Genomic DNA, 24,472 nt, shown 5'->3' on the forward strand with positions numbered 1-24,472 from the left:
TTTTATAATCCTTGCCGCATTCAATCCATTTGCCAGGCTCTGATTTGCTTTCCATTAAATACATCACTGCCACAGACTTCTGTTTATTTGTCATTGCTGGCCTCCTGCACTCTATCCAACCGCTCAATCTCAGCAAGAATTAAAGCGGCGGCTTTTACTAAATCACGGCGCGGGTTTGTCTGCTTCCACCAAGACTTATCCCATGGCCATATATCTGGTGGTCTCATCCGTGGGTCATAAGCATGTAAGGCATATGCTGCCGCTGCATCTGATAACTCAGTCTCAGAGTGCTTATCATCATGATCAGTAGTGTAGCCCTCAGCTGTAATCTGACGTTGACGCTCTGCAATAACATCTGTCAATGCATGGGTTTGTTGTTGAACTAAAACAGGGGATAAGTAGAGTTTATAAATTCCACTATTTAATTCCTCTAACCATTTGTACTTATATGAAGTTAATCTTTTGTTAACTTCATTCACTGTAACTTCAAGTACTGGCATCTGCTCTTTCTCTGCCTGCCTGCGTTCCTCCAACTCCATAAGCCCACTCATGATAGGAGCAGCAGATTTATAAAGAATTTTTCCATTACATAAATCTGTATGCATATCGATATCTTCGATTAAATACTCCAGCTCGGTATCACTTAGTCTGTTATGCATCAGTAGCCCCTCTATTCAGTAAATTGGTAGATAACCATTCGACTTGTTTCAAAAATGTCTGCCCTACGCTTACCAGCCTTTCCCGTGAGATATAGCTGACCTTTTCCCCTATCCACTCTTTGTCAAAAATAACAATAGCTGCGGCAAATCCGGCGCTACTTGGTTTCTGACTATCGTCAGCAGGGATAAACCACATAGGAACATCAAACCCAACACGCCCACGAATAAATGCAATGTGATCCGCAGACTCTGGCCACCATGTTTCAGATGTAGCTGCTTTAATCAGAAAGACGTAACGCCCCCCTTTTTCACGCATTTTTAAAGTGTGCCGGATGATATAAGTCATGCCAGTAATGTATTGGCCATCGATTTTTTGAGGGCGACTATAGGGAGGATTTGCAAACGCAGCTCCGTTGAGTTCTGCCAGGCATACTGACCAGTCTTGTGTCAGTGCGTTATCTTCTGCTGTGTAATATGCAGGGCATTTAGAATTATAACCGTCTGTAAACAGGTCTAAAACTAATGGGCCATATAAAGCATTGATACCCCAAAACAAGACATCAGGAGTACGCCACTGGTCACCAATATCTTTAAGATAATGTGTTGGGCGTTGCATTTGGGCATAAAGCTCTTCGCTATAAGAGTTAAGCATTTATACCCCCACGAATACGATTTAACGCTGAGTCAAACGCATTAATTCGACTACACAAAGCTAATTCTTTATTGGAAAACGGCGCGCTATAAACGTGAGTATCATCACTGACTTTGTAGGATGTGGGTCTAACTTGACGTGTCCGTCTCTTTTTTTTCTCCAGTAATAACTCCTCATCGAAACCTAAAAGTTCATATATGCAATATCTGTTCTTATAGTCGTCAGAGTTCACCAACGTCGATTTAATTTTGATACGATTACGTTTTTCTAATTTATATAATCTGTCGCGTACGATGTTCGTTTTAATATCGTTGCATTTAAATGAATTATTTAACTCATCACAGATTTCTTGCGCTGACTTTGGCCCCTTCATCATTATTTTTAATAACGTTTTGTTGCTTAATTTGGTCATTGGTCATTCCTCATTTTGTACACATTGAGCCACTTATTTAGCTGCTCTCTGAAATATTCCCTCAAGTCTTCTGAGGTACTATCTCGTTCTTTTTCAACTTGCCGGCGCGATATCTTTCCTTGTTTCAAACCGATAATGAGCTGGTTAGTTCTCAATTCGATCCGCAGTTTCCTCTGCTCTATTTCCGGCCAGTCACAAATGTTTCCAACTGGTCGATTGGTCATTGCCTAGCTCCTAAAATTGGTCAATATCACCTCTGTATTTGCGTCCTCCTGTTTTGTTGCTTGCCTCCATCAGACGCATGGCATCTAATGCGTCGATGTCTTTGATATAGCCATTAATCATTTGTGCGTACGCTGTGCCGGTACCACCTTCACGGTTAAGCCTGACAAGGTACTCAACTAAGGTTTTATCAGCATTTTCGTTGTAAACAGCATCACGATAGATACCGATCCAAACGTCAGCATCTTGCTCAATATTTCCTGTATCTTTGCTGTCACTGGGGAGTGGGCGCTTATCTGCCCGTTGTTCTAACTGGCGGTTTAACTGAGTCAGTAGCAGAACTACACAGTCAAGCTCCTTAGCCAGATTCTTTAAGCCGGTAGTAATATCGCCATATGCAATATCACGGCGTTCCGCCTGCTCTGCCTTCATCAGTGTCAGGTAGTCAATTGCGACAAGTCCAACAGCACCATATTTTCGCTTAGCCTTCCGGCACTCATACTCAATATGGGAAAGGCGAACACCTGGCGTACTGTCGATCATCATTTTGGTGTTCATTAATTCTTGAACTTTTGCCATTGCACGAGCCATTTCTGTATCGTCGTGTGCGCCGGTATAGAAAATATTTGAACTGACATGAGCCTCTTGAGCCACCATTCGCTCGACGAGACTTCTATCTGTCATTTCCAAGTTAAACAGTAAGGTTGGTAATTTGTGGGATAGCGCAAAATGCGTAGCAATCGCGTTATACGTAGCTGTTTTACCCATCTTAGGCCTAGCGCCCACTACGACCAGAGAACCGCGCAGTGCTTGTTTTGGTGCAAGAATATCGTCAATGCCCGTAATGCCCAGCGTTAACCCTGCCGCATGATCGGGACTGCTAAACCTGCGTTCTACATCTTGCGCCCAGTCATCCAGTACGTCCCTTACTTCACGTAACCCACCACGGCTACCAGTCTTTGCAGAATCAATCACTGACGAGATAACTTGTTGCATAGCCATTAGCTGATCGTCTAATTTTGTACCTTGCTCTGCCATCATCAGTTCAGCGCAAATATTCAGCTTTTCCATTGCATACCGCCGAATAGCCTTTTCTCTGACGATTCGTGCATATTCAACAACGTTGGCCAACGTTGGCATGCTGCATATTTCCGCGAGATATCCAAAACCACCAACAAGCTCTAAATCAGTTCCCAATGTCTCTGACAGAGTGATCAGGTCAGTTGGCATACGTGACTTGATTAGATTCAGAATTGCTCTGTAAATGATCTGATGTTGTGACCGGTAAAATGCCGTAGGTTTTAAAATCCCGATAACCCGCTGGCAACGCTCGTCGTCGGTGTTTAACATCAGGGCACCAAGCACAGCCTGTTCAGCATCGTTGCTGTGTGGTGGAACCAGTAAATCATTTGTCATTTGCGCGTCGCTCCTTCACTGACACGTAACAACGCTCAGTTATCAGATAATCAAGATTTTTGGCTTTCCAGTAACCGCCCTTGCCGTTTGGCCTGTCTTCAGTCATCCACTGACAGTTTTGTGAAATATAATCCAGATAGGCTTCCCACTTGGGGTGATTAAAATCGAATTTTTTCCAGAAGCCTCGAATATCCCGTTTTCGCTTATCGGTCATCACTACGATCGCTGGCATTTTTGGCAGGATGTCGTGATAGGCGTCGATAATGGCTTGGTAATTTATCCTTTCGGATTTTTTATCACCCTCACGTTTTGGGTCATCCGAATCGTCGGATGTACCAATACCGTTAGGTATTGTATTTATATCTTCCTCTACCTCTTCCTCTACACTCGCTTTTTGACACGCTGCCGTAACGCCATCTGCGTTACTATTTGCGTTACTATTGCGTTTCCTTTCACGTGACCTTGCAGATCTATTGCTTCCAAGTGCCCGTTTTTTCGATGATTCTCCATTGTGTTTATCAAGATCTTTGAATACCAGAGTATTTCCCTCAACTATTAGCCAACCAGCAGAAATTAATGCATCGGCAAAACCTTTAACGAAAGTGACGCGATCTATTGCACTTTTTGTGATTACAACTGCGTTACGCCTTGCGTTACTGTTTTCTGAATCTGTAACGCTGTTACCGTTACAATTTGCGTTACCATCTATTGTTTGCTGGTCGGCCCAAACCCATAAACGGATCAACTTTCCAAGTGCCGCATCAGGGTCAATACTCAGTATTTCTGCAAGCTGGAAAACCTCCGGTTTATCCGGCGTAATTACTTCGACTTTTATCCAGCTACTGGCCATAATTACCACCCCTGTCGTTCAGAAAGGATGCGAAATGCCCTTGCTTGACGCATGAGACTTAATCGATTAATCGCCTTACGTTTACGGCGCCACGCCTTACGCCATCCTTCCGTCGATACCGGCTTCCCATTAACAAAAAAGCCATTTTTGTATTTAATAGTGGTCATTGGTTATTCCTCACAAACTCATGCGCTGTGGTCTATTTGGTCGTAGTGCCAACAGCGAGTTAATTGCTTCCTCTCGTTCCTTTTCAAAATTTGGGTCATTAAGGATTGCAGCGTTTACTGCCTCCGAACATTCACGATTGGCAACCGCTACCAGATAAGTTAAATCCTCACCGATTAATCGAGCCCGGCGCTCACCTGGTAATGATTTCTCTATCGCTGGCCACAGCTGGGAAACTTTCTCTACTGCCGATCGGTGATTGCTTCGTACCCACCTGAAAAATTGCTGGCGATTGTTGTAAAGCTCAATATCGTTAGAGTACGGAGGTAATAAGTCAGAAAGCCCTAACTTATTGGCCTCTTTGGTAACTAAAGCCACAATAGTCTTTTGCCCTACTCCAATAGCCCACGCTTCGATTTCTTCTCTGATTGCATCATGTGTAATTTTCATAGCGTCTCCTGTCGCTCATCCCGATTATTGGTAATCAGATGATTTTATTTATTACTGTTAAAATCATTTCCTGATTGTTCGGGGTAAAAAGAAACATCATATTTCAGTGCGCCATTTGTTAATTTTTCAATTAACAAAGCGTATTGCCAGGGAATAACATTCCCCCACAGGCTTACTGTTGACTTTGATTTACCAATGGCTCTGGCAACCCCATTAGTTGACTCAAAGTAATCAAGCACATCTTGTTTAAGCATTGATTGCCTCCGTTTAGTTTCGTTTATTTAGTTTAATCATTTAAACAACAAAAGATCAAGAAACAAAACCAGAAAAGTTTAATAATTTAAATTATGAAAAGAGAGACAATGAGCGATCGAATCGCACAACGAATGGTTTCGTTAAATCTAAAAAGTAAAGATTTAATGAAAGCAACAAAAGCATCTAAAGGAACTGTTAGCCAGTGGGTTAACGGTGGGACGGAACCATCATCAAAATATATACTTTCTCTTGCAGAGGTATTGGGCGTATCGGAAAGATGGCTCATTGAGGGCGGATTAATAGAAGAGACTCAAGGCAATAGCCAACCGGGCCCAGACCTGCGGCGTAGGGTGCCGCTTATATCTTCTGTACAAGCCGGAAACTGGAAAGAGATTGTGGAAGAACATTTAACCGAACTTACAGAATGGATTGAAACAACGGCGAAGGTATCGCCATATTCATTTTCGTTAAGAGTTACTGGTGATTCTATGGCAAGTCCAGCCGGTCACGGGACATCTATACCCAACGGCTCAATTGTTATAGTAGACCCTCAAATTGAGGCAACGAACGGGCGAATTGTTGTTGCTCGAGTAAATGGTTCAAATGAAGCAACGGTAAAAAAGCTTGTTATAGATGGCCCTAACATATACTTAATGCCCCTTAATCCTAATTTTAAACGAATTGATTTTGATGATAACTGCGAAATCATAGGAGTTTGCGTTAGGGTTGAGATGGACCTAATTTAGAACCTCTACACAATTCCTACCAAACCGGCCTCGTGCCGGTTTTTTATACCTCAAACAATTTTTATTTAAAATATTAAACTTAAAATTGACTTTTATGTTTAAATGATTAAACTTTATTCCATCAAGGCACAGTAGCACGCCAACAACCAGGTAAGGATACCGACCGAAAGGTAAAGTAGCTCTCAGTGGCATAGAAATACTGAGTGGTTGTAGATAGGTAAAGTTCTGACAGCCGGGAAATAGCGGCAAATAAATACAATGAGGGTTTAACAATGGAATTTAAAGATCTGCCAGGTATCGCGCAAGCGGCAGCATGTGAAGTGTTAAAACTACATTTTCCAAGCGGTGCAGTTAGCGCAGAACAATCAAATAAAATCGCACTGCGCGTAAGAGATGCTTTTATTGCTCTTTATTCTCTATCCGAGTCATCTCAGAAGAATAATGATCTAGAAGCAAAGTGAATGCCTCACTTGCCATGCGTTCACTACTGATTCGTCCAGCTCTGATTAGTTCAACCACTATCTCATGAGCCGCTCCATCTGGATTCATTAACGGGCTTTTTATATCAGCCATAATATTTCCTCATAGTTGTAGGGACTTAGAGGATACCACGAATGCCGTGAGTGGATAAATAATCGGCAATGATTTCAAGTTTCGATTCGGGCCGTCCGGTAATAACCGGTATGAATTGGAGAAGGTGAACGGCAAGTAGCCCTCCCTGTCACGGCAGTGAACGCGGTCTCGCCACATATCCCGCGTAAAGAATGCCCCGTGAGGCTTAAATGGCCGTCAGCTCCACGATACGGAGCACTGAATAACTATGAGCGAACGGTCGTAAGTCCTGTGGAATGAAAGGCAGGTAAGCGACGCCGGAAAGCGTAACCGGCAGCCATGTAGCCCCAGCCGGAGGTGGGATATAACACCGGCAGCACAACACCGTTTTTGCACGTAGGGGCATCCTTTATCGGGGGTTGTATTGGACGATTGTAGACCTGTTTCAATGGGGATTCGGGGCAATCAGAAGATTAGCAGACAGCCCGGAAAGACGGGTAAACGCTGAAATGTAGTGATAATCCGAGCCGTGGCGGTTACCACGGCACATAGCTAAAAGAACATCGGCGGATAACGGCCTCATAAGCCAATCTACCCGTAGTAGTTGGCGCTACATCGGTGTTCTTTTAGGTGTGTAAACACCAATCATGAGGAATAAAACGACCCGTCAGCCCTACGATACAGGGCACTAAATTACAGATGTAAAAAAGCCCACCGAAGTGGGCCTAATTACCCCCGGCTTTGCGACCAAACATCACCGGGAAGTTTAGTTGGGTTACCACACCCAACTTAAGGAATAACCAATGACCACTTAAGGCCATTGATCACCATTAAATATACAGGAGTCGATATGATATCGCTACCAAAAAAAGTAAAGAAAACCCTTTACGTGTACCTCAATAAAGCGCCACACACCCTACCAAGTAATGTATTGGTTTTTAGCTTCATTGACATGTCCAGTATCGATACTTATCTATTTCTTCAAACCCAAGAGATAGAAGTCGAGATCAATGAATCTTCTCAGCGCCAAATCGCAAATTATATAAATAAAGAAATATTCAATTAATTATCTGTGACATGTCACAGGGGGTTAGCGTGAATTTTCCAAAATATGAAAGCCCAATCTACGACCGCGCACTTGAGATTATTTCTACCGATAGTGCGTTGTTAGATGCCCACGACAGAACTGTAAGAAGTCTCGCCCTCGCCCATCGAGATAAGCAGAATTTTTTACGTGACCAGTTCTGTGACCAACTTGTTTTACTACTTACGGATGCTATTGAAACAGCAATCAATGAACAAAACGCCGACGACCACGGCGATGATTTTTACTTAGATGAGGAATAACCAATGTCCATTTTTTTATGTACCTTTCGTCCTAAAAAATCCGCTGAAAAAAACGGTGCTGTAATTCTCGTTACTACGGTTGAATCAGCAAGTGATAGCCGCGCTGCTAGTCGCGCAGGAGTGCTTCTTGAAGATTATGATGCTGACTCATATGAAAACTTTCAGAAGCCCATTGTAACTGAAGTTCCAGAGGGAATTTTAGCCCCTGAAATTGGCGTGTTCGATAATACATTCCATGAGCGCTATGAGTTAAATGGCAACGTTTGGATGGTACCAGAACCAAAACCTGAGTCAGTACCTGCGCCAGTAGAACCAGAAACCTCAGCAAATGAATCTGAATCAGGTGTGTCATTCGATAAGTTAGCGTTTGATGTGAAGGTTGCTGCCTTATGTTTGTTCTGTCATGCAGCCCTGGAGCCGGATAAAGAACAGTTACATGAAGCTCACGAGGCAATCAATGACTATGAAGCGAATCCAGAAATCAGCGCTATTACTCAAGCCTTGACAGGAATTGAGGCGGCAAAACATTTATTACCTGAAAAATTATTATCTCTTGTTGAGGCTATTCAGGATAAGTATTCCAGCTCACCTACTTTTCCTCAGTTTCCGGTCATTCGTCAGTTTGCAGAACGCTGGATATCAACACCCCCATCAGAGCGTGATCAGAAGTTTGCTACATCAACACCGGCTACAGCAGCCGAAGCAAGTAAATACTCTGATATTGATATTGATATGGATGTAGCGCTAGGACTCGTCTGCAGCAATCTGGCAACTGCTAATCCGATTGAAGTTAATCGGGCGCGTAACATGGTGAAGGACAATACCGATTCTCAATACAAGCGCATATCAATGAATTTGCGGACTGTCTCCGGCATTACGTCATATACACGGGAACAAATTTACGGTTTAACTCGTGAAATTCTATCTCTTGATGGGGTAGCTGATGATCAATTAGCCGTCAGCACATACATTGCAAACTGGATATCAAAAAATCCTGTCGCTACTTCTACAGCTCCTGAGATCAAAAAAGTCGGTGATAAATTTACAGTTACTGGTTTTAAGACTGGCCTTAACTGTGAAAACCATATGGTTGTAGGCAATGATGATCTGCCTGTTGTGGAAAACGACTTTGTAACTGAAGAGGGAGGTTTTGTTTATGAGGTACCACCGGAAACGCCGGATGTTGCCAACAAGCCTGTGCTTGATAAACCATCAGTGGAGGATACTAAGCAAGCTGTAACGGATACTCTAAATAGTGTTGGCTATGCGGTGTATGGGACAGTTCAACCTGCCTCCAATAATAACTGGCATAACCTCGATTCATATTCATGTATAGCGATGACCTCTATCGTTTTACGTGCGATCGATGAATATGCAAATGAGCATGATATCAGCCTCGATAAGATCGATTACTACCGCATATTAAGTGCCGCAAATTCCGCTGCCGGTACCAATGATATGGAGGTCTGATCATGGCTAACACTAAACTTGATACTGTTAAAAATGTGGTTCTCTCCCTTTCGGGGGAGTTCCAAAAAACTCTATCTGATCAGTCATTAAATTTTGCTCGTGAATCAGGGTTTGCGTTACAAGCTCTGCAAAATAACCCGTATTTACTCGGTATCGCTACCGGTAATCAGGCATCGTTAACCAATGCAATCGTTAATATTGCAGCTATTGGAATCAGCCTAAATCCCGCATCCAAACTTGCTTACTTGGTTCCCCGTGATAACAAGGTATGTATTGATATCAGCTATATGGGGCTTATGCACATTGCCCAACAAACTGGTGCAATTAAATGGTGCCAGGCAGATGTTGTGCGCCGTACTGACCGATTTAAACGGATGGGTATTACTCTTGAACCGCTTCATGAGTATGAGTGCTTTGCGGAAATCGAGCAGCGTGGCGATATGGTCGGCGTGTATAGCGTAATAAAAACAGATGATGGCGATTTTCTCACTCATACCATGCGTATTGCCGATGTTTTTAATATTCGTGACCGGTCTGTAGCATGGAAGGCATACATAAAAGACAAATCTAAAACTTGTCCGTGGGCTACGGATGAAGAGCAAATGGTATTAAAAACCTGCGTTAAACAGGCTGCAAAATACTGGCCTCGCCGTGACCGTCTTGATAATGCTATTGAATATCTGAATACCGAACTGGATGAAGGAATTAATTTTGCTGCAGAACGTTCTGGAACCGAGCCAAAAGATATTACGCCAGCCAGTGATGAATCGTTGAATCACCTTTTCGGTTTAATGGCTCAAACAGGGAAAACAGAGGCCAGCATCGTCGAAGGTGTAATTCCACGGCTCATTGGGCGAAGTGTAACCTCTATTCCAGATCTGACAGAGGAAGAAGCGAGAAAGTTAATAGGCTTCATTGAAAAGCGCATTAAAACGCAGGGGGCAGCATGACAGATAAATCTATTATTCTGGCCCGTACCGGCATAGATGTTGACAATATTGAACAGGGTTCGGAAGCATGGAAACGCCTACGACTAGGCGTTATTACAGCAAGCAATGCTATCAATGTTATTGCTAGCGGTCGTGGCGGTAACGGATGGGGTGAAAAAAAGAAAACTTACTTGCTAACCCTTATTGCTGAAATTTGTACTGGGCAATCTCCTGACATCACAGCCAAACCATTAGAGTGGGGGAAAGATCATGAAGATGATGCCCGCTACGCCTTTGAATTTGTCACCGGCCTGGAAGTTGTAGAAGTTCCATTTTTCTACAAAGATGAATCACTACGGTGTGGTGCCAGTCCTGATGGAATTTGTAGTGATGGTGCAGGTCTTGAACTTAAATGCCCTTTTAATACGGCTACGTATCTGGATTTCCGCCTAAACGGGAACATTAAACCCGAATATGTAGCTCAATGTCAGTTTTCAATGTGGGTAACTGGTAGAGAGCGCTGGTATTTCGCCAACTACGATCCCCGAATGAGTTTCGAAAACGTTCACCATATCGTTTTTGAACGTGATGAATCATTCATGAAGCAATTTGATGAACAAGTGCCGGAATTTATAGAGGCAATGGACGCAGCCCTCGTTGATCTTGGCTTCCAGTTCGGTGACCAATGGGGGAACCGCGCATGATGAATAAGACGTTAAAGAAAGGCGAATCTGTGCACGTAATCTGTCCTGATGGCGGAAAAATAAAGATTAAAGCCAAACGTTACTCAGAGTTTGAATTTGAGGTGCCTGAGAATGCTCGGTACATAGATATCAAACCGAATGAGAAAAAAGCACCTGATTATCAATAATCAAAAAATACCGGTTGGCAATGTTACGTTGTCAGCCGGTCATGAGGAATAACCACATGGCTAATGAATTTTTAACAGTTGATGAAGTCATCGAACTGACTGGATTCAAAAAACAGTCATGTCAGTGTGAAGCATTAACCGCTAATGGCTTTTCATACGCTAAAGATGCCGAAGGTCGACCTAAATTGACGTGGACACATGTTAACGCGGTACTGAACGGACAAATCAATACTGTTATATACCAAGATGAGCGGCCTAATTTCGGGGCTATATAATGAATCCGGTCGATAAAAGTAAACTACCTAAACGCGTATACGCCAATAAATACAGTTATTACTACAAACCAACTGACAACGTTTCTATTACCCTCGGACCTCTATCTATGCCGATGTCCGAGGTATGGAGAAAATACGAAATAGAAGTTAATGGTCAAAGTAAAATAATGACCTTTTCTAAATTATGGGCGCTATTTCTTAAGAGCCAATATTATTTGGAGCTTGCCCCACGTACACAAGATGATTATTTAAAACATGAGAAAAAGTTACTGGCCGTATTTGGAAAAGTGAAGGCGGATTTAATACGGCCAGAAGATGTCAGACAGTTTATGGATCAAAGAGGATTGCAAAGCAAAACACAGGCAAACCATGAAAAGGCCAGCATGTCTCGTGCATATAGGTGGGGATACGAGCGCGGATATGTGAAAGGTAATCCCTGTGCCGGTATATCGAAACTAAAAGTTATACCGAGAGATTATTATATTAGTGATGAGGAATACGAAGCGGTGTATTCATTTGCCAGTGACCGGTTAAAGGTAGCCATGGAAATAGCGTATTTATGCGCAAGCAGAGCCGGTGATGTTGCAAAAGCCAAATGGTTAGATGAGCTGGAAGCTGGTTTTTATATCCAACAAGGCAAAACTGGGAAGAAGCAGATCAAAGCATGGACACAGCGTTTAAGGAACGCATTGGATTTAGCAAAAAAAGCTATGCCGCCGAAATCACGTAATGACTATATCGTAGTTAATACACTTGGTGAGCGGTTAACAATAAAAACGCTAAATAACTGGTGGGTTGATGCCAAGCAACAAGCATCAGAAAAACTCGGTCGCCCTCTTTCGTTCACTTACCATGACATAAAGGCCAAAGGAATATCAGATTACACAGGTTCATCAAAAGAAAAACAGTTATTCAGTGGCCATAAAACAGAACAACAAGTCCTTACATATGACCGGAAAATTGCAGTCACCCCATCATTGGATGTACCTGTAATTTCCGAGCAAAAAAATAGATTTGTTAATTAAAAGTTAACTTAAAGTGAGCGCCAAAAAGTGAAAATCTTCCAAGTCAATCTTCCAAGTCTCTTCCAACACCCATAAAGCAAAACGGGCTAGCCTAAGCTAACCCGTTGATAATTCTGGCGGAGGAGGTGAGATTCGAACTCACGGATGGTTGCCCATCGACGGTTTTCAAGACCGTTGCCTTCAGCCGCTCGGCCACTCCTCCGCAACGGCGTGAAATATAGAACAGCTTGAGGTGCCTTGTAAAGAGGATAATTCAGCTATTTTGATCGTTCGGCTGAAAAAACATCAAAAACAATGTTTTTTGTCGATTTAAACGTCATTCCCCTCAAATTTATCCGAGTGCTATCAGAGATTGCTCTCTATAATTCCTTCTCCAGACCCAATTTTTTAATTTCAATCTTCGGACACTTATTCATCACGACTTTTAGGCCGGCTTTTTGAGCTATCGCTTCAGCTTCGGGATTAATCACATCCAGCTGTAACCATAAAACCTTAGCATTAATGGCTATTGCCTGTTCCGCAACTTCATAGGCAGCCTCTGAGTTACGAAAAACATCCACCATATCTATAGGGCGATCAATATCTTTTAGACTGGCAAAAACTTTTTGCCCCTGTAAGCTCTGCCCTGCCAATTTAGGGCTAACGGGAATAACCTCATATCCTTGAGATAGCAAATAGGCCATCACTACGTAGCTGGCTCTTGCTGGCTTATCACTTGCTCCGACCAGCGCAATAGTATTAACTTGCTGCAATATGCTTTTTATTTCACTTTCTTGCATCATCACTTACTTACTCCTGCAATTATTCTTTCTGTTTTATCTCAGTTTAGCCACCAGGCCAATGTTCAGGTAAGGCAAAAATCAATAAGATGTATACTTTTATATATTATCGCTTTTTTCCGAAACAGAGTTTCAGTAGTCTATACAGAATAACTATTTAAATAGAGGTTTGGTTTCATATGCAACTAACAACACGAACAATTTCAATACAAAAAAACATTGCACTGGTTGCTCACGATCACTGTAAGCAGTATCTCTTAAAATGGGCTGAAGACAATAAGTCCGTTTTGGCTAAACATAAACTATTTGCTACAGGTACTACCGGAAACTTGATTCAGAGAACGGCAAATGTTCCTGTCTCCAGTATGCTTAGCGGCCCTATGGGAGGAGACCAGCAGATTGGAGCTATGATCTCTGAAGGTAAAATTGATGTATTAATTTTCTTCTGGGACCCACTAAATGCCGTCCCTCACGATCCTGATGTAAAAGCCTTATTGCGACTGGCAACTGTCTGGAATATTCCTGTAGCAACTAACCGGGCAACTGCTGATCTGCTGATATGTTCAGGGTTGTTTGAAAAAGAGATAGTCATTGATATTCCTGATTATCAAAAATACCTGCAAGAACGTCTGAAATAATTCTCAACCAGACCTTAAGCCTTTGCTACCTACACAGCAGGCTTAAGGTTTTCGTTTTATTACTGCGCCACTATCGGCTAATTGTTTGATAAATATCGATGGCGACTCAGGATTCTGTAAGAGCCATACCTGATGTTTAGCACGGGTTAATGCCACATACATTAAGCGCCGCTCTTCAGCATAAGGAAAGTGTTCTGTCTGTGGCAATAATACCTGTTCAATGACGGCACCACTCTCTACAGATGGAAAACCATCTCGTCCTGAATGTAATCCGGTAATAATCACATACTCAGCCTGTTGTCCTTTACTGGCATGCATTGTCATAAATTCAATATTTAACTTTGGCCATCGAGTTGCAGCTTTAGCTAAAACGACAGGTTTTGAATAATGATAGCGTCCCAGAACAAGAATCCTTTCACTCTGTTTCACATAACTACTCAATTTATCAAACAACGCTTCCAACTGATTATCAGGCAAAATAGTGATGGGATGTTTTTCCCCCTGAACCAGACTGGAGACATCTCGTTTTATCTGGGCTGGATTTTGCTGAATATAATGACTGGTAATATCACTGATGTTCTGACCAAAGCGATAAGTTAAATCCAAATTACATTGCTCACCAATACCGAAAATATGATTAAAGTTGGCAGTTAATAACTGTTCTGCTCCACTGAATCGATATATAGATTGCCAGTCATCACCAACGGCAAACAGGTTGCTACCCGTTTGCTGAGCACGTAGCGCATTAATTAATGCCGCCCGCTGAGGTGAGAGATCCTGAAACTCATCGACCAAAATGTGACGCCAGGGGCTAACAAACTTTCCTTTTTCAATCCAGTTAACTGCTTGATGAAGTAAGCCTGGGAAGTCTACCGCCCCTTCTTCTTTTAATGCTTTTTTCCAGGCTTTTAATAATGGTGATAATAAGCGTATCTTCTTCTGAAAATCTGCCTTCAACTCTTCTGGCGCAGACTCAATCATTTCAGCCTGACTTCCGCCATGATTACGAATCAGACCAAGCCAGTAATCTAACCTTACAGCTAAACGTTCAGATAACGCACTGTCTTTCCAAAATGCATCCTCAGCCAGCTGCCACCCTAACTCTTGAGACAACCAGCTCTTCCAACCTGATGCCTGGCTTTTTTTCTCTGCACATTCAGACTGCCATTGCTTAATCAGGAATGTTTGTCGGCTTTTAGTATCCGTTTCCAGTTTGCTGATAATCGGAACTTTTTTGCTACATTGATTAATTATTGATAATGCCAACGCATGAAATGTTTTAGCCTGAACATCCGTTCGCCCCAAACGTTGCTGGATGCGGTTATTCATCTCATCAGCAGCATTACGCCCAAATGCCAATAACAACACTTCCTCGGCGGTTGCTTCTTTGCGATATAACAACCATCCAGCTCTGGCAACCAAAACAGATGTTTTACCACTGCCTGCTCCAGCCAAAACCAAAACATTTTTTTCACCGCTAATAACCGCTCTGCATTGTGCTTCATTCAGCGGTTGAGTTTCTATATGGTCAAAAAATTGACGATGCTGTTTTAGCATGGTTTGAACCCAATGCCGATTGCTGTTATTAAGCAGTTGATTGCCCATCGTTAACCATTTTGAACAAAAGGCATAACAAGCCTGGCAGTTAGCAAACTCGATTAAACGCTCAACGGGTAACGGAACAGAACTTACGGCTATTGTGACTTCATCCTGAATCTCTGATAAATCATCATGTGTGAGCCAACGTTCTTGTCGTAAACGAGCATTAATTTTTTCTGCCTGCTGTGTCAATATATCAGCAGCAATCAGACTCATTTCCTCTCCCCACTTCTGCCAGACACTCATCAAGTGTTGATAGAATCGTTGGGTATCTTGCCACTCAGTGCCATGAAGACGTACCACTTTTTGCCCGGGCAATTCAAACTCCAATTCCCCCCAGACAATGCCTCTTTTACAACGAACCGCAACTAATTGATTAAAAGGGATGGTATAGGCGTGTTTAGGACCACTGACTTCAACGCCAGCATTCAACATTTTTACCCGATTATAGGGATGTTGGGCCAAATGTTGCCCAACTGAAGTTGATTTCAATTCCATAGTATTAACAGCGCCTGTTTTATACAGTAAAAATTCTAATCACAGTTTACCCTTTATTGCACCGAGCTCTCCAGCCAGAAACTGCGAAATATGCTGAAATTATCAACCAGAAATATGATTGGTAACTCTTTTCCATTGAGTAAATTTGAATTAACCGTAACAATACCCTTGTTATATCTATTCTCTTATCATTGTGCGGAGTTATCTAATGCGTAGTATATTAAATATACTCAATTTTATTCTTGGTGGTGTGATCACTACATTAGGATGGTTACTGGCAACAATCGTAACCATTGTGCTTATATTTACTCTGCCTTTAACGCGTTCCTGTTGGGAAATAACTAAACTTTCACTGTTTCCATTTGGTAATGAAGCTGTACATGTTGACGATCTCAATCCTGATGAAAAAAACGCCTTAATGAATGCGGGAGGAACCGCGCTTAATATTTTTTGGTTTATCTTTTTTGGTTGGTGGTTATGTTTAGCCCATATCTGCGCCGGAATAGCTCAGTGTATTACTATCATTGGTATTCCTGTGGGGATTGCTAACTTCAAAATAGCCGTTATCGCACTATGGCCTGTTGGACGTCGTGTTGTTTCAGTTGAGGTGGCACAAGAAGCTCGTATATCTAAAGCCAAGCGTCAGCTTCAACAACGTTAAGTCTTCATCTTTTATGAGTAACAGGATACGGATGTGATTTCATTGATATTAGGGCTTCGTCGTTACTTTTATAACAGTAATCTGCTCTACAGCATCCGTATCTTTATCGCACTGACGGGCGTAGTTTTTGTTCCCTGGTGGATTAATCAAAGTTTACTCACGCTTCCCTTAACGCTTGGTGTTGTTGCAGCAGCATTAACCGATCTGGACGATCGTCTGACCGGACGGCTGCGCAATTTGTTGATTACGCTTATCTGCTTTTTTCTGGCTTCCGTTTCTATTGAACTACTGTTCCCCTATCCCTGGCTATTTGTTGTTGGTTTACTTTTCTCAACGGCCGGATTTATCCTGCTAGGATCCCTTGGGCAACGTTATGCCACGATCGCTTTTGGTGCTTTGCTTATCGCTATCTATACCATGTTGGGAGAATCGCTGTATGAATCATGGTATACGCAACCGGTATTACTGCTTGCAGGGGCCATTTGGTACAATATTATTACTCTGTTTGGGCATCTGATCCTACCTATTCGCCCGTTACAAGATAATCTGGCTCGCTGCTTTGATAATCTGGCTGGCTATCTTGATAGCAAATCAATGCTGTTTGATCCAGACGAAGAACATCAATTTACCGATCAATTGATTCACGCCACCATGGCTAATGGTGTATTGGTTAGTACTCTAAATCAGACCAAGGTTTCGTTGCTAACTCGTCTTAAAGGTGACAGAGGTCAGCGCAGTACGCGTAGAATGTTGCATTACTATTTTGTTGCTCAGGATATTCACGAACAGGCCAGTTCTTCTCATGCACAGTATCAACAATTAAGCGAGGCGCTGCGCTATACCGATATTCTGTTCCGTTTCCAACGGCTTTTAACCTTACAGTCAAAAGCATGCCGCAGCATTGCTTACTCTATTCGATATCAGCAAAAGTATATTTATGATGTTTATCAGACTCAGGCGATAAAACATCTGGAAAAGAGTTTATCTAATCTGGAATCCAGCCATAGCCTGCCAATTGCTATGACACAATCATTACAGCATTTGCTAAATAATTTGAAAGCCATTGATTCCCAGCTCAATAACATCGAATCAGAGCAAACAACCAATACTGAATCCGTACAAGACAGCACACTGGCTGACGATAAATTAACGGGCTTAAAAGATATCTGGTCAAGAATCTCTCAAAACCTAACACCACAATCCGCCTTGTTTCGCCATGCGGTTAGAATGTCAATGGTCCTGTGTATTGGATATGCCATTATTCAACTGGCCGATCTGCAAAATGGTTACTGGATTATGCTAACCAGTCTGTTTGTTTGCCAGCCAAACTATAATGCAACCCGCACCCGACTGACATTAAGAGTGGTGGGTACTATTGCTGGTATTTTATTAGGTCTGCCAATCCTCTATTTTGTACCTTCCCAGGAAGGTCAACTAATTCTGATTGTTATCAGCGGCGTTCTGTTTTTTGCTTTCCGTAATGTTCGTTATGCTTATGCGACCATGTTTATCACACTGTTAGTACTCTGCTGTTTTAACCTGTTGGGCGAAGGTTTTCAGGTTGCACTTCCCCGAATCATCGATACGTTGATAGGTTGCGGAATTGCCTGGGCTGCGGTCAGTTTTATTTGGCCTGACTGGAAATTTCGGCACCTGTCCGTAGTACTGAAAAAAGCAATTGATGCAAACTGTCGTTACCTTGATGCCATACTGGAGCAATATCATCAGGGAAAAAACAACAGCGTTGATTACCGGATAGTTCGGCGTAATGCCCACAACTGCGATGCTGAACTTGCCTCTGTAATTTCAAGTATGGCTGCAGAACCTAATAAAGATGCTAATCAGTTGGATAATGGCTTCCGATTACTCTGTCTGAATCACTCTTTACTGGGTTATATCTCAGCATTAGGTGCCCATCGGGAACGATTAACTGATAGCCCAGAAACTCTATCTCTTCTTGATGATGCCATGTGTTATATTGATGATGCATTGCAAATAAATGCTGAACAAAATGAAAAAATGGTTTCGACGCTCAATTCTGTTAATCAAAAGATCAAAATACTTAGCAGTCAGTCTGAAAACAAAAACCAATTAGTTACACAACAACTAGCGCTAATAATTGGGCTACTACCTGAGTTTGTCTCTCTGTCAGATACTATCTATTCTGAGATAAAGGAATCTCCGACATCCTCCAAATAAGAGCGCTATCTATTGAATTATTTTAATTTTTCAGAATTAACAAAACCTACTTTTTTGTCTTATCGTAAAGTTTGAGCTGTTCAGTTAAATCATCACGAAGTGCCGTAGGTAAAGTAACAACATGACACCCTTCTATTGCACCGGCTAATGAAAAAAGCAGATCGGATTTAATGCCCTTCTTCATTTCTCGAATCTTAATGAAAGATTGAAATGCCCCCAGACTAAATAACTCTTCACAGGATTTAATTCCCGCTTGCCTTAACATTCGTTCTATTGCCAGATTGAGATTAGGTAAATCCTTTATTCTTACATACTCTTGAGTATCTTTTTCTCTCATTTCAGATGAAGCCGCAGATAAAGCTTCTGCAGCAAAACGCCGTAACGCATCTTTGTTCCGCCATAAAGATTCATTCACATGGTAATACTTTAGCAACACAGGGATCCCCCTCTTGCTATAAACAAATTGATTCATACCATAAGTGACAAAGACTGCTTCCAATTTTTTATTTGCTCTTAAATAGAACTTGTCTTCAGATACTAACCCAAACATTACCTTGCCTTTACATATTCCATAGCCTCCAAACATTGAACGAGATGTGAGTTCCCCTAATTCACTAAAATGTTCAATAACGCTCCTGACCAACTGTTTAGTATCTTCTCTGTCCATATAACCTCTCATGTTGTATTTGATAAATAGCTTTAATGTAGTTTGATACGTAACGACACAAAGTAACGTATTGAAACTATTTTCAACATAATCAATTTTCAAAAAATATCTAGAAGTAATAGTTAGTTAATAGCTAAATAATGCAAAATTTGCGAAGCATCATGAAAATACTTGATTTCGTCCAATAGCTCGATTACTGTATAAAAACACAGTATGAATATAGGTGACTAAATTATGCACTCAATACAACAAACACATCATAACGCTTCATATACACTAACTAATGCAATAGGTAGTACTCAGAAGCCTGCTTGTACCTCCAGTCAAGTGAGTGAAATTATTTACGATCCACAAAATCCATTTACACTTCACCTGTTATTACCTTTTCTGCAACAATTAGGGCATCAACCCCGCTGGCAACTTTGGCTTTCGCCTGAACGTCGCTTAAATCGTTACTGGATAAATAGTCTGGGATTGCCGGAAAATAAAACCATCGGATTAAATTCAGTTTCAACTGAAAGTACCGTTGAGATGATGGGAAAAGCACTACGTAGCGGTAACTTCAGCTCAGTTATTGCCTGGCTACCTGCGATTAGTCCGGAAATTAAAGAAAAATTGAATCAAGCAGCAAAAGAAGGTGATTGCTATGGGTTCATTTTGCAATCTCTTCCAATGTTACAGAGTTCCCTGATGCATAATGAGATGTTTGGGAAATCTCATTGGCACTAACTGATCCTGCACCTTTTATAATCAGCCAATACGGCATATCTGATTATCAAATGCATGGTCATACATAGAAATAGTTATATCTTTAAATTTAGCCTAATGCGTTGCGAAAGATAAGGTAATGCTTAAACATTAAGGCCTATTTTAAGTAAGTATTTATATTTACCAATTATCCAGCGCCCATTTTGTAAGCAGGACATTATTAAACCAAAAATAGACATTAAATATTAAATTCAGAGGGGAATTGGCAGACATTTTTCCACTGATGATTATTGCTTAATGTTATTACTTCCTGTGATAAAAGCGCTTTTTATTGCCCTCAGAAACAACTCTTCCCTCTGTATCAATCAATTGGATTATTAGTTCACATAACATCTTTACTTAAGCTAACATAACATTACAAAGCATCTGTGGTGTAATTTTATGTTACATAATAACAATCTTTTAATAGCACAGAATGCTTAACACTTTCCTTTCTTCTCTCATAATCATTAATTTATCGCTATTATTTATTCAACTTGATTATTATACTGCCGCTCAGGTTAGCTTTTAATTAAGAGTTACTGACGTAACACAGGCGTTAATAATTAAACTAATCAGGATATTTTTATCTGCTTTTAGTACTCAACACTTGTAACTTTTCTTACACGTTGTAAACTTTACCTTGATTAGGTTGCTTTATGGTTCCGGATTCTCGATGTCAGTCATGGATTGATGAGGGTACTTTAACTTCGAACTTTAAAACTAGAACCACATAGCATTAACTTATATCACTACTATTTTAGATGATAACGAGGCGCAAAATGAAAAAGACAGCAATTGCACTAGCAATGGCACTGACCGGTTTCGCTACTGCAGCGCAAGCCGCACCATTAGACAACACTTGGTACACTGGTGCTAAAGTGGGCTGGTCTTCTTACCATGACACTGGTTTCTACAAAAACACCGGTCTTGATTCACTGAACAACCAAAATACTCACCCTAACCAATTAGGTGCTGGTGCTTATTTCGGTTATCAAGCAAACCAATACTTAGGTTTTGAATTAGGTTATGACTGGTTAGGTCGTATGACTTACCGTGGTGATAACAGTGCTGCTTATAAAGCTCAAGGCATCCAATTAGCAGCTAAACTGAGCTATCCAGTAATGAACGATCTGGATATCTACACCCGTTTAGGTGCTATGGGCTGGCGTGGAGACACCAAAGTTCATCCAGCAACTGGTGGTGAATACAAAGCTCATGATACCGGTATTTCTCCACTGGCAGCAGTTGGTGTTGAATATGCTATCACTCCAAGCATCGCTACTCGTTTAGATTACCAGTGGGTTAACAACATCGGTAACGGCGATTCTGACAGCGTTGGTACTCGTCCAGACAACGGCATGCTGAGCTTAGGCGTAGCTTACCGTTTTGGCCAAGCTAAACCAGCTCCAGCTGTAGTTGCTGTACCAGTTGTTGAAACCAAGCGTTTCACTCTGAAATCTGACGTTCTGTTCGCTTTCAACAAAGCAAACCTGAAGCCAGAAGGTAAGCAAGCTCTGGATCAATTATACGGCGAATTAAGCTCAATCAACCCAACTAACGGATCTTTAGTTGTTCTGGGTTACACCGACCGTATCGGTTCAGAGAAATACAACCAAAAACTGTCTGAGCAACGTGCTAACAGCGTTGTTAGCTACTTAGTATCTAAAGGCATCCCTGCTGATAAGATTTCTGCTCGTGGTTTAGGCAAATCTAACCCAGTTACCGGTTCTACCTGTGATGGTATGAAACGTGGTGCTGCTCTGATCGACTGCCTGGCTCCAGACCGTCGTGTAGAGATCGAAGTTAAAGGCGCTAAAGACGTTGTAACTGAAGTTAAAGAAGCTGTTAGAAAGTAATAGCCTTCTGATATAGCTTGATACAAAAAAACCCCGCTTTGCGGGGTTTTTTATTACTTTCTAATACGAAAATATCACGCCAAAACTTGTCTGTTTTTCAGCTGATACTACTTATCCTGAGTTAAGATAGCTTTCAAATCCTGTTTCAATAACGACATCTGATTAGCATATTGCTCTTTTCTTTCAGCATCTTCGATAAGCTGAACAATAGTTTCAGACAGCGTTGCTCCACGACGTTGAGACAAAGCAGAAAGACGCTGCCACACCAGAAACTCAAGGTCAATAGACTTTTTACGCGTATGCTGCTGCTCTGCATTAAAATGGCGCTTACGTCTGGCCCGGATAGTTTGTTTTAGCCGGTTTAATAAATCAGGATTTATATGTGCCCCGATCCATTCCTGAACCCGATGCGGCTCATTTTCTAACTGTAGCAGCTCATCCACTTTTTCCTGAGCCGCACTATATTCAATATAGCGAGTTATCTCTTCACCTTCCCGGTACTTTTTAACCAGATACTTCCACTTCCACCCACTTTCAAGATTATCTAATTGTTGATATTTCATAAAGCACCTATTGAGTGACCGTGTAACATTTGTAGCATAGCAGCTTTTTAGGCCATCTCAAGAGTTTGTCCCTACTGTTTTGCTGCCATTGTCTATAATATTGACCAGACAATTGGTTAACTGAATCATGGGAGTATGAACTCCGTGTGTTTCTTGTATAATCTCGTTTTCCTTTTTGAATAAAACAGCGAATACTTTGACTATCAATCAACTTGAATGGCAACAGTTATTGCCAAATACCGCTGCCTGTACAGGCCTGTTCGAACGAGAATATCGTCGCGAACCATTAAACATTGCAATCACGCAGCCTCGTTTGCAGAAATCTTTGCATACCTTCTGTCATCAGCATGTGACGGCTTCGCCGTTTATGTTGATAAAAGCTGTTGATAGCCGTGCCTACCTTTCACTGATCCATGATACGGTAAAAAATATTCAGCCCGTACGTTCTGAAGTTTTTGGCAGCAGATATGAAATCAACAACGCAGTTATCAGCCGTGTTGATGCTCAAAGTAAAAGCGACAATTTTGCAGCTACTGATGACTGTCTGTATGAAGAATGGCTGGAAACAGAACAACTGTTTGGCTGCCTGCGTAAACACAACGATAGCTATACGTTGGAACCAGGTCTGATTCATAAAGCAAACGGTGGAGTTCTGATTCTTTCTGTTCGTACCTTATTAACTCAGCCACATTTATGGTTTCGCCTGAAGCAAGCAGTAATCAGCAAGCGTTTTCAGTGGTTTTCTGTCGATGACAGCCGCCCTTTACCATTATCCATTCCTTCAATGCCATTGGAGCTAAAAGTTATTTTAGTTGGCGACCGTTACGGATTAGGTGAACTTCAGGAACTGGAGCCGGAACTGATTGAGCAGGTTGTTTATACTGAATTCGAGACCGATCTGGTTGTCAATCAGGATGAAGATATTGTGACCTGGTGTGAATATCTTAATTCTGTTGCCTTTCACTATCAGTTACCTTCAATTGATGCCAGTGCTTATCCTTCGCTAATAAATATCGCAGTCAGAAAAAGTGGCGATCAGGAAAAGTTGCCTCTCTGCCCTCAATTACTGAGCCATATATTAAGCGATGCGACACCTTTTGCTATGCCAGCTATTACTGCTCAGTCGCTGGAACAAGCAGAGCAGGAAAAGCTGTGGCGTGAGAGCTACCTATCAGAAATGGTATTGGATGACATAGATCTTGGTCAGGTACGTATCGAAACCGAAGGTTTTGTGATTGGTCAAATCAATGGCTTATCCGTTTTAGAATATCCGGGACATCCTCGTGCGATGGGCGAACCTTCACGCATTAGCTGTGTGGTTCATCTGGGTGATGGGGAAATCACCGATGTAGAGAGAAAGTCCGAACTGGGCGGCAATCTGCATGCTAAAGGCATTATGATTATGCAGGCTTTTATTGCCGCAGAGCTGGCCTCAGACCAACAGTTCCCATTCTCTGGCTCTATCGTGTTTGAACAATCTTACGGTGAAGTCGATGGTGACAGTGCTTCACTGGCTGGTCTGTGTGCATTAATGAGCGCATTATCACAACAGCCAATTAATCAGCAAATTGCCGTAACCGGTTCAGTCGATCAGTTTGGTAATGTTCAAACCATTGGTGGAATTAACGAAAAGATCGAAGGATTCTTTGATGTTTGTAATAGCCGTGAATTAACCGGCTCTCAGGGCGTTATTTTACCGTTGACTAATATACGTCACTTATGTTTAAAAAATGAGGTTGTCGAAGCGGTGAAGGCGGGTCGTTTCCATTTATGGGCCATCGACCATGCGCAAGATGCCTTACCATTACTGACTGGATTACCTTACGTTGATGAAAACAAACCAAGCATCATTGGTTCCATTCAGGAACGCATTACTCAAGTAGCAGGAAATGATCGCAATCGCCTGCCATGGGCGCTTCGTTGGCTTAATTGGTTCAATCGCGGCTGATCGGACTTGTTCAGCTTA

At 41.8% G+C, this 24,472-nt stretch carries 25 protein-coding genes, 1 tRNA gene and 1 pseudogene; 15 read left to right on the forward strand and 12 right to left on the reverse strand.

The genetic code is table 11. From position 1 onward, the window contains the following. Positions 1-83: 83 nt before the first annotated feature. The 7 genes and pseudogenes from GOL65_RS04895 to GOL65_RS04925 all read right to left on the reverse strand — a co-directional run bounded on the left by GOL65_RS04895 (position 84) and on the right by GOL65_RS04925 (position 5,080). On the reverse strand, positions 84-659 hold the full coding sequence (locus GOL65_RS04895) for a hypothetical protein (RefSeq protein ID WP_140921173.1): 576 nt from the start codon (positions 657-659) through the stop codon (positions 84-86). A 16-nt stretch (positions 660-675) separates the two neighbouring features. Beyond that, positions 676-1,311: pseudogene (locus tag GOL65_RS04900) on the reverse strand (phage N-6-adenine-methyltransferase); the annotation flags it as partial. Then, a complete protein-coding gene (locus GOL65_RS04905; protein ID WP_140921171.1) occupies positions 1,304-1,723 on the reverse strand; it encodes a hypothetical protein in 420 nt (139 codons plus the stop codon). The gene GOL65_RS04905 and the pseudogene GOL65_RS04900, both read right to left, overlap by 8 nt. A gap of 234 nt (positions 1,724-1,957) precedes the next feature. Continuing rightward, a complete protein-coding gene (locus GOL65_RS04910) occupies positions 1,958-3,361 on the reverse strand; it encodes a replicative DNA helicase (RefSeq protein WP_140921169.1) in 1,404 nt (467 codons plus the stop codon). Then, positions 3,351-4,211 carry a hypothetical protein gene (locus GOL65_RS04915; RefSeq protein WP_140921168.1) on the reverse strand — a complete coding sequence of 287 codons (861 nt, stop codon included), beginning with the start codon at positions 4,209-4,211 and terminating at the stop codon, positions 3,351-3,353. Before GOL65_RS04915 ends, GOL65_RS04910 begins: the two co-directional genes overlap by 11 nt. 177 nt (positions 4,212-4,388) lie before the next feature. After that, positions 4,389-4,826, reverse strand: a complete 438-nt coding sequence (locus GOL65_RS04920) for a toxin YdaT family protein (RefSeq protein WP_140921167.1) — start codon at positions 4,824-4,826, stop codon at positions 4,389-4,391. A gap of 44 nt (positions 4,827-4,870) precedes the next feature. Next, the gene (locus tag GOL65_RS04925) at positions 4,871-5,080 is read right to left on the reverse strand and encodes a Cro/CI family transcriptional regulator (RefSeq protein ID WP_140921166.1); all 210 of its coding nucleotides are present in this window, start codon (positions 5,078-5,080) and stop codon (positions 4,871-4,873) included. A 108-nt stretch (positions 5,081-5,188) separates the two neighbouring features. Between GOL65_RS04925 and GOL65_RS04930 the strand changes: the two genes are divergently transcribed. From GOL65_RS04930 to GOL65_RS04970, 9 genes are all read left to right on the forward strand, one after another. Next, the gene (locus GOL65_RS04930; protein WP_140921165.1) at positions 5,189-5,827 is read left to right on the forward strand and encodes a LexA family protein; all 639 of its coding nucleotides are present in this window, start codon (positions 5,189-5,191) and stop codon (positions 5,825-5,827) included. A 272-nt stretch (positions 5,828-6,099) separates the two neighbouring features. Continuing rightward, a complete protein-coding gene (locus GOL65_RS04935; RefSeq protein ID WP_140921164.1) occupies positions 6,100-6,288 on the forward strand; it encodes a hypothetical protein in 189 nt (62 codons plus the stop codon). Positions 6,289-7,474: 1,186 nt separating this feature from the next. Further along, positions 7,475-7,726, forward strand: coding sequence for a hypothetical protein (locus GOL65_RS04940; RefSeq protein WP_140921163.1), 252 nt, complete (start codon positions 7,475-7,477; stop codon positions 7,724-7,726). Between the two features lie 3 nt (positions 7,727-7,729). Beyond that, positions 7,730-9,196 carry an exonuclease family protein gene (locus GOL65_RS04945; RefSeq protein ID WP_140921162.1) on the forward strand — a complete coding sequence of 489 codons (1,467 nt, stop codon included), beginning with the start codon at positions 7,730-7,732 and terminating at the stop codon, positions 9,194-9,196. Between the two features lie 2 nt (positions 9,197-9,198). Further along, positions 9,199-10,146 (forward strand): recombinase RecT, encoded by a 948-nt coding sequence (locus tag GOL65_RS04950; RefSeq protein ID WP_140921161.1) that lies wholly within the window; start codon positions 9,199-9,201, stop codon positions 10,144-10,146. Continuing rightward, complete coding sequence (locus GOL65_RS04955) at positions 10,143-10,829, forward strand: lambda exonuclease family protein (protein ID WP_140921160.1); 687 nt, start codon at positions 10,143-10,145, stop codon at positions 10,827-10,829. The genes GOL65_RS04950 and GOL65_RS04955 overlap by 4 nt, the downstream gene beginning before the upstream one ends. Then, on the forward strand, positions 10,826-10,996 hold the full coding sequence (locus GOL65_RS04960) for a hypothetical protein (RefSeq protein ID WP_179038176.1): 171 nt from the start codon (positions 10,826-10,828) through the stop codon (positions 10,994-10,996). The genes GOL65_RS04955 and GOL65_RS04960 overlap by 4 nt, the downstream gene beginning before the upstream one ends. Before the next feature lie 56 nt (positions 10,997-11,052). After that, the gene (locus GOL65_RS04965; protein WP_140921159.1) at positions 11,053-11,271 is read left to right on the forward strand and encodes a DUF4224 domain-containing protein; all 219 of its coding nucleotides are present in this window, start codon (positions 11,053-11,055) and stop codon (positions 11,269-11,271) included. After that, positions 11,271-12,296 (forward strand): tyrosine-type recombinase/integrase, encoded by a 1,026-nt coding sequence (locus GOL65_RS04970; protein ID WP_140921158.1) that lies wholly within the window; start codon positions 11,271-11,273, stop codon positions 12,294-12,296. The genes GOL65_RS04965 and GOL65_RS04970 overlap by 1 nt, the downstream gene beginning before the upstream one ends. Before the next feature lie 114 nt (positions 12,297-12,410). On the opposite strand, the gene GOL65_RS04975 is transcribed toward GOL65_RS04970, so the two are convergent. Both GOL65_RS04975 and GOL65_RS04980 read right to left on the reverse strand, forming a co-directional pair. Further along, positions 12,411-12,498 (reverse strand) — tRNA-Ser (locus GOL65_RS04975). Positions 12,499-12,655: 157 nt separating this feature from the next. Then, the gene (locus GOL65_RS04980; protein ID WP_140921183.1) at positions 12,656-13,075 is read right to left on the reverse strand and encodes a CoA-binding protein; all 420 of its coding nucleotides are present in this window, start codon (positions 13,073-13,075) and stop codon (positions 12,656-12,658) included. Positions 13,076-13,254: 179 nt separating this feature from the next. Between GOL65_RS04980 and GOL65_RS04985 the strand changes: the two genes are divergently transcribed. Continuing rightward, the gene (locus GOL65_RS04985) at positions 13,255-13,713 is read left to right on the forward strand and encodes a methylglyoxal synthase (protein ID WP_140921157.1); all 459 of its coding nucleotides are present in this window, start codon (positions 13,255-13,257) and stop codon (positions 13,711-13,713) included. Positions 13,714-13,755: 42 nt separating this feature from the next. Here GOL65_RS04985 and helD read toward each other — a convergent pair whose 3' ends face one another. Beyond that, positions 13,756-15,810: a DNA helicase IV gene (gene helD, locus GOL65_RS04990; protein ID WP_140921156.1), complete on the reverse strand. Its 2,055-nt coding sequence runs from the start codon at positions 15,808-15,810 to the stop codon at positions 13,756-13,758. Positions 15,811-16,018: 208 nt separating this feature from the next. On the opposite strand from helD, the gene GOL65_RS04995 reads away from it, so the two are divergent. Next, complete coding sequence (locus tag GOL65_RS04995; protein WP_140921155.1) at positions 16,019-16,471, forward strand: YccF domain-containing protein; 453 nt, start codon at positions 16,019-16,021, stop codon at positions 16,469-16,471. Between the two features lie 33 nt (positions 16,472-16,504). After that, positions 16,505-18,670 (forward strand): YccS family putative transporter, encoded by a 2,166-nt coding sequence (gene yccS, locus GOL65_RS05000; RefSeq protein WP_140921154.1) that lies wholly within the window; start codon positions 16,505-16,507, stop codon positions 18,668-18,670. Between the two features lie 46 nt (positions 18,671-18,716). On the opposite strand, the gene GOL65_RS05005 is transcribed toward yccS, so the two are convergent. Continuing rightward, the gene (locus tag GOL65_RS05005; RefSeq protein ID WP_179038177.1) at positions 18,717-19,337 is read right to left on the reverse strand and encodes a TfoX/Sxy family DNA transformation protein; all 621 of its coding nucleotides are present in this window, start codon (positions 19,335-19,337) and stop codon (positions 18,717-18,719) included. 234 nt (positions 19,338-19,571) lie between these two features. Between GOL65_RS05005 and sulA the strand changes: the two genes are divergently transcribed. Both sulA and ompA read left to right on the forward strand, forming a co-directional pair. Continuing rightward, on the forward strand, positions 19,572-20,066 hold the full coding sequence (sulA, locus tag GOL65_RS05010; RefSeq protein ID WP_140921152.1) for an SOS-induced cell division inhibitor SulA: 495 nt from the start codon (positions 19,572-19,574) through the stop codon (positions 20,064-20,066). A gap of 800 nt (positions 20,067-20,866) precedes the next feature. Further along, the gene (gene ompA / locus GOL65_RS05015) at positions 20,867-21,943 is read left to right on the forward strand and encodes a porin OmpA (protein ID WP_140921151.1); all 1,077 of its coding nucleotides are present in this window, start codon (positions 20,867-20,869) and stop codon (positions 21,941-21,943) included. Between the two features lie 107 nt (positions 21,944-22,050). Here ompA and matP read toward each other — a convergent pair whose 3' ends face one another. Continuing rightward, positions 22,051-22,506 (reverse strand): macrodomain Ter protein MatP, encoded by a 456-nt coding sequence (matP, locus tag GOL65_RS05020; protein WP_140921150.1) that lies wholly within the window; start codon positions 22,504-22,506, stop codon positions 22,051-22,053. 196 nt (positions 22,507-22,702) lie between these two features. Between matP and GOL65_RS05025 the strand changes: the two genes are divergently transcribed. Beyond that, the gene (locus GOL65_RS05025) at positions 22,703-24,454 is read left to right on the forward strand and encodes an AAA family ATPase (RefSeq protein WP_179038178.1); all 1,752 of its coding nucleotides are present in this window, start codon (positions 22,703-22,705) and stop codon (positions 24,452-24,454) included. Positions 24,455-24,472: the final 18 nt, after the last annotated feature.

It is taken from the genome of Limnobaculum xujianqingii, from assembly GCF_013394855.1.
Lineage (GTDB): Bacteria > Pseudomonadota > Gammaproteobacteria > Enterobacterales > Enterobacteriaceae > Limnobaculum > Limnobaculum xujianqingii.

Coding starts and splice junctions, on each gene's coding strand:
- GOL65_RS04895 (WP_140921173.1), bottom strand. CDS start 659: ATGCATAACAGACTAAGTGATACCGAGCTGGAGTATTTAATCGAAGAT.
- GOL65_RS04905 (WP_140921171.1), bottom strand. CDS start 1,723: ATGACCAAATTAAGCAACAAAACGTTATTAAAAATAATGATGAAGGGG.
- GOL65_RS04910 (WP_140921169.1), bottom strand. CDS start 3,361: ATGACAAATGATTTACTGGTTCCACCACACAGCAACGATGCTGAACAG.
- GOL65_RS04915 (WP_140921168.1), bottom strand. CDS start 4,211: ATGGCCAGTAGCTGGATAAAAGTCGAAGTAATTACGCCGGATAAACCG.
- GOL65_RS04920 (WP_140921167.1), bottom strand. CDS start 4,826: ATGAAAATTACACATGATGCAATCAGAGAAGAAATCGAAGCGTGGGCT.
- GOL65_RS04925 (WP_140921166.1), bottom strand. CDS start 5,080: ATGCTTAAACAAGATGTGCTTGATTACTTTGAGTCAACTAATGGGGTT.
- GOL65_RS04930 (WP_140921165.1), top strand. CDS start 5,189: ATGAGCGATCGAATCGCACAACGAATGGTTTCGTTAAATCTAAAAAGT.
- GOL65_RS04935 (WP_140921164.1), top strand. CDS start 6,100: ATGGAATTTAAAGATCTGCCAGGTATCGCGCAAGCGGCAGCATGTGAA.
- GOL65_RS04945 (WP_140921162.1), top strand. CDS start 7,730: ATGTCCATTTTTTTATGTACCTTTCGTCCTAAAAAATCCGCTGAAAAA.
- GOL65_RS04950 (WP_140921161.1), top strand. CDS start 9,199: ATGGCTAACACTAAACTTGATACTGTTAAAAATGTGGTTCTCTCCCTT.
- GOL65_RS04955 (WP_140921160.1), top strand. CDS start 10,143: ATGACAGATAAATCTATTATTCTGGCCCGTACCGGCATAGATGTTGAC.
- GOL65_RS04960 (WP_179038176.1), top strand. CDS start 10,826: ATGATGAATAAGACGTTAAAGAAAGGCGAATCTGTGCACGTAATCTGT.
- GOL65_RS04965 (WP_140921159.1), top strand. CDS start 11,053: ATGGCTAATGAATTTTTAACAGTTGATGAAGTCATCGAACTGACTGGA.
- GOL65_RS04970 (WP_140921158.1), top strand. CDS start 11,271: ATGAATCCGGTCGATAAAAGTAAACTACCTAAACGCGTATACGCCAAT.
- GOL65_RS04980 (WP_140921183.1), bottom strand. CDS start 13,075: ATGCAAGAAAGTGAAATAAAAAGCATATTGCAGCAAGTTAATACTATT.
- GOL65_RS04985 (WP_140921157.1), top strand. CDS start 13,255: ATGCAACTAACAACACGAACAATTTCAATACAAAAAAACATTGCACTG.
- helD (WP_140921156.1), bottom strand. CDS start 15,810: ATGGAATTGAAATCAACTTCAGTTGGGCAACATTTGGCCCAACATCCC.
- GOL65_RS04995 (WP_140921155.1), top strand. CDS start 16,019: ATGCGTAGTATATTAAATATACTCAATTTTATTCTTGGTGGTGTGATC.
- GOL65_RS05005 (WP_179038177.1), bottom strand. CDS start 19,337: ATGGACAGAGAAGATACTAAACAGTTGGTCAGGAGCGTTATTGAACAT.
- sulA (WP_140921152.1), top strand. CDS start 19,572: ATGCACTCAATACAACAAACACATCATAACGCTTCATATACACTAACT.
- ompA (WP_140921151.1), top strand. CDS start 20,867: ATGAAAAAGACAGCAATTGCACTAGCAATGGCACTGACCGGTTTCGCT.
- matP (WP_140921150.1), bottom strand. CDS start 22,506: ATGAAATATCAACAATTAGATAATCTTGAAAGTGGGTGGAAGTGGAAG.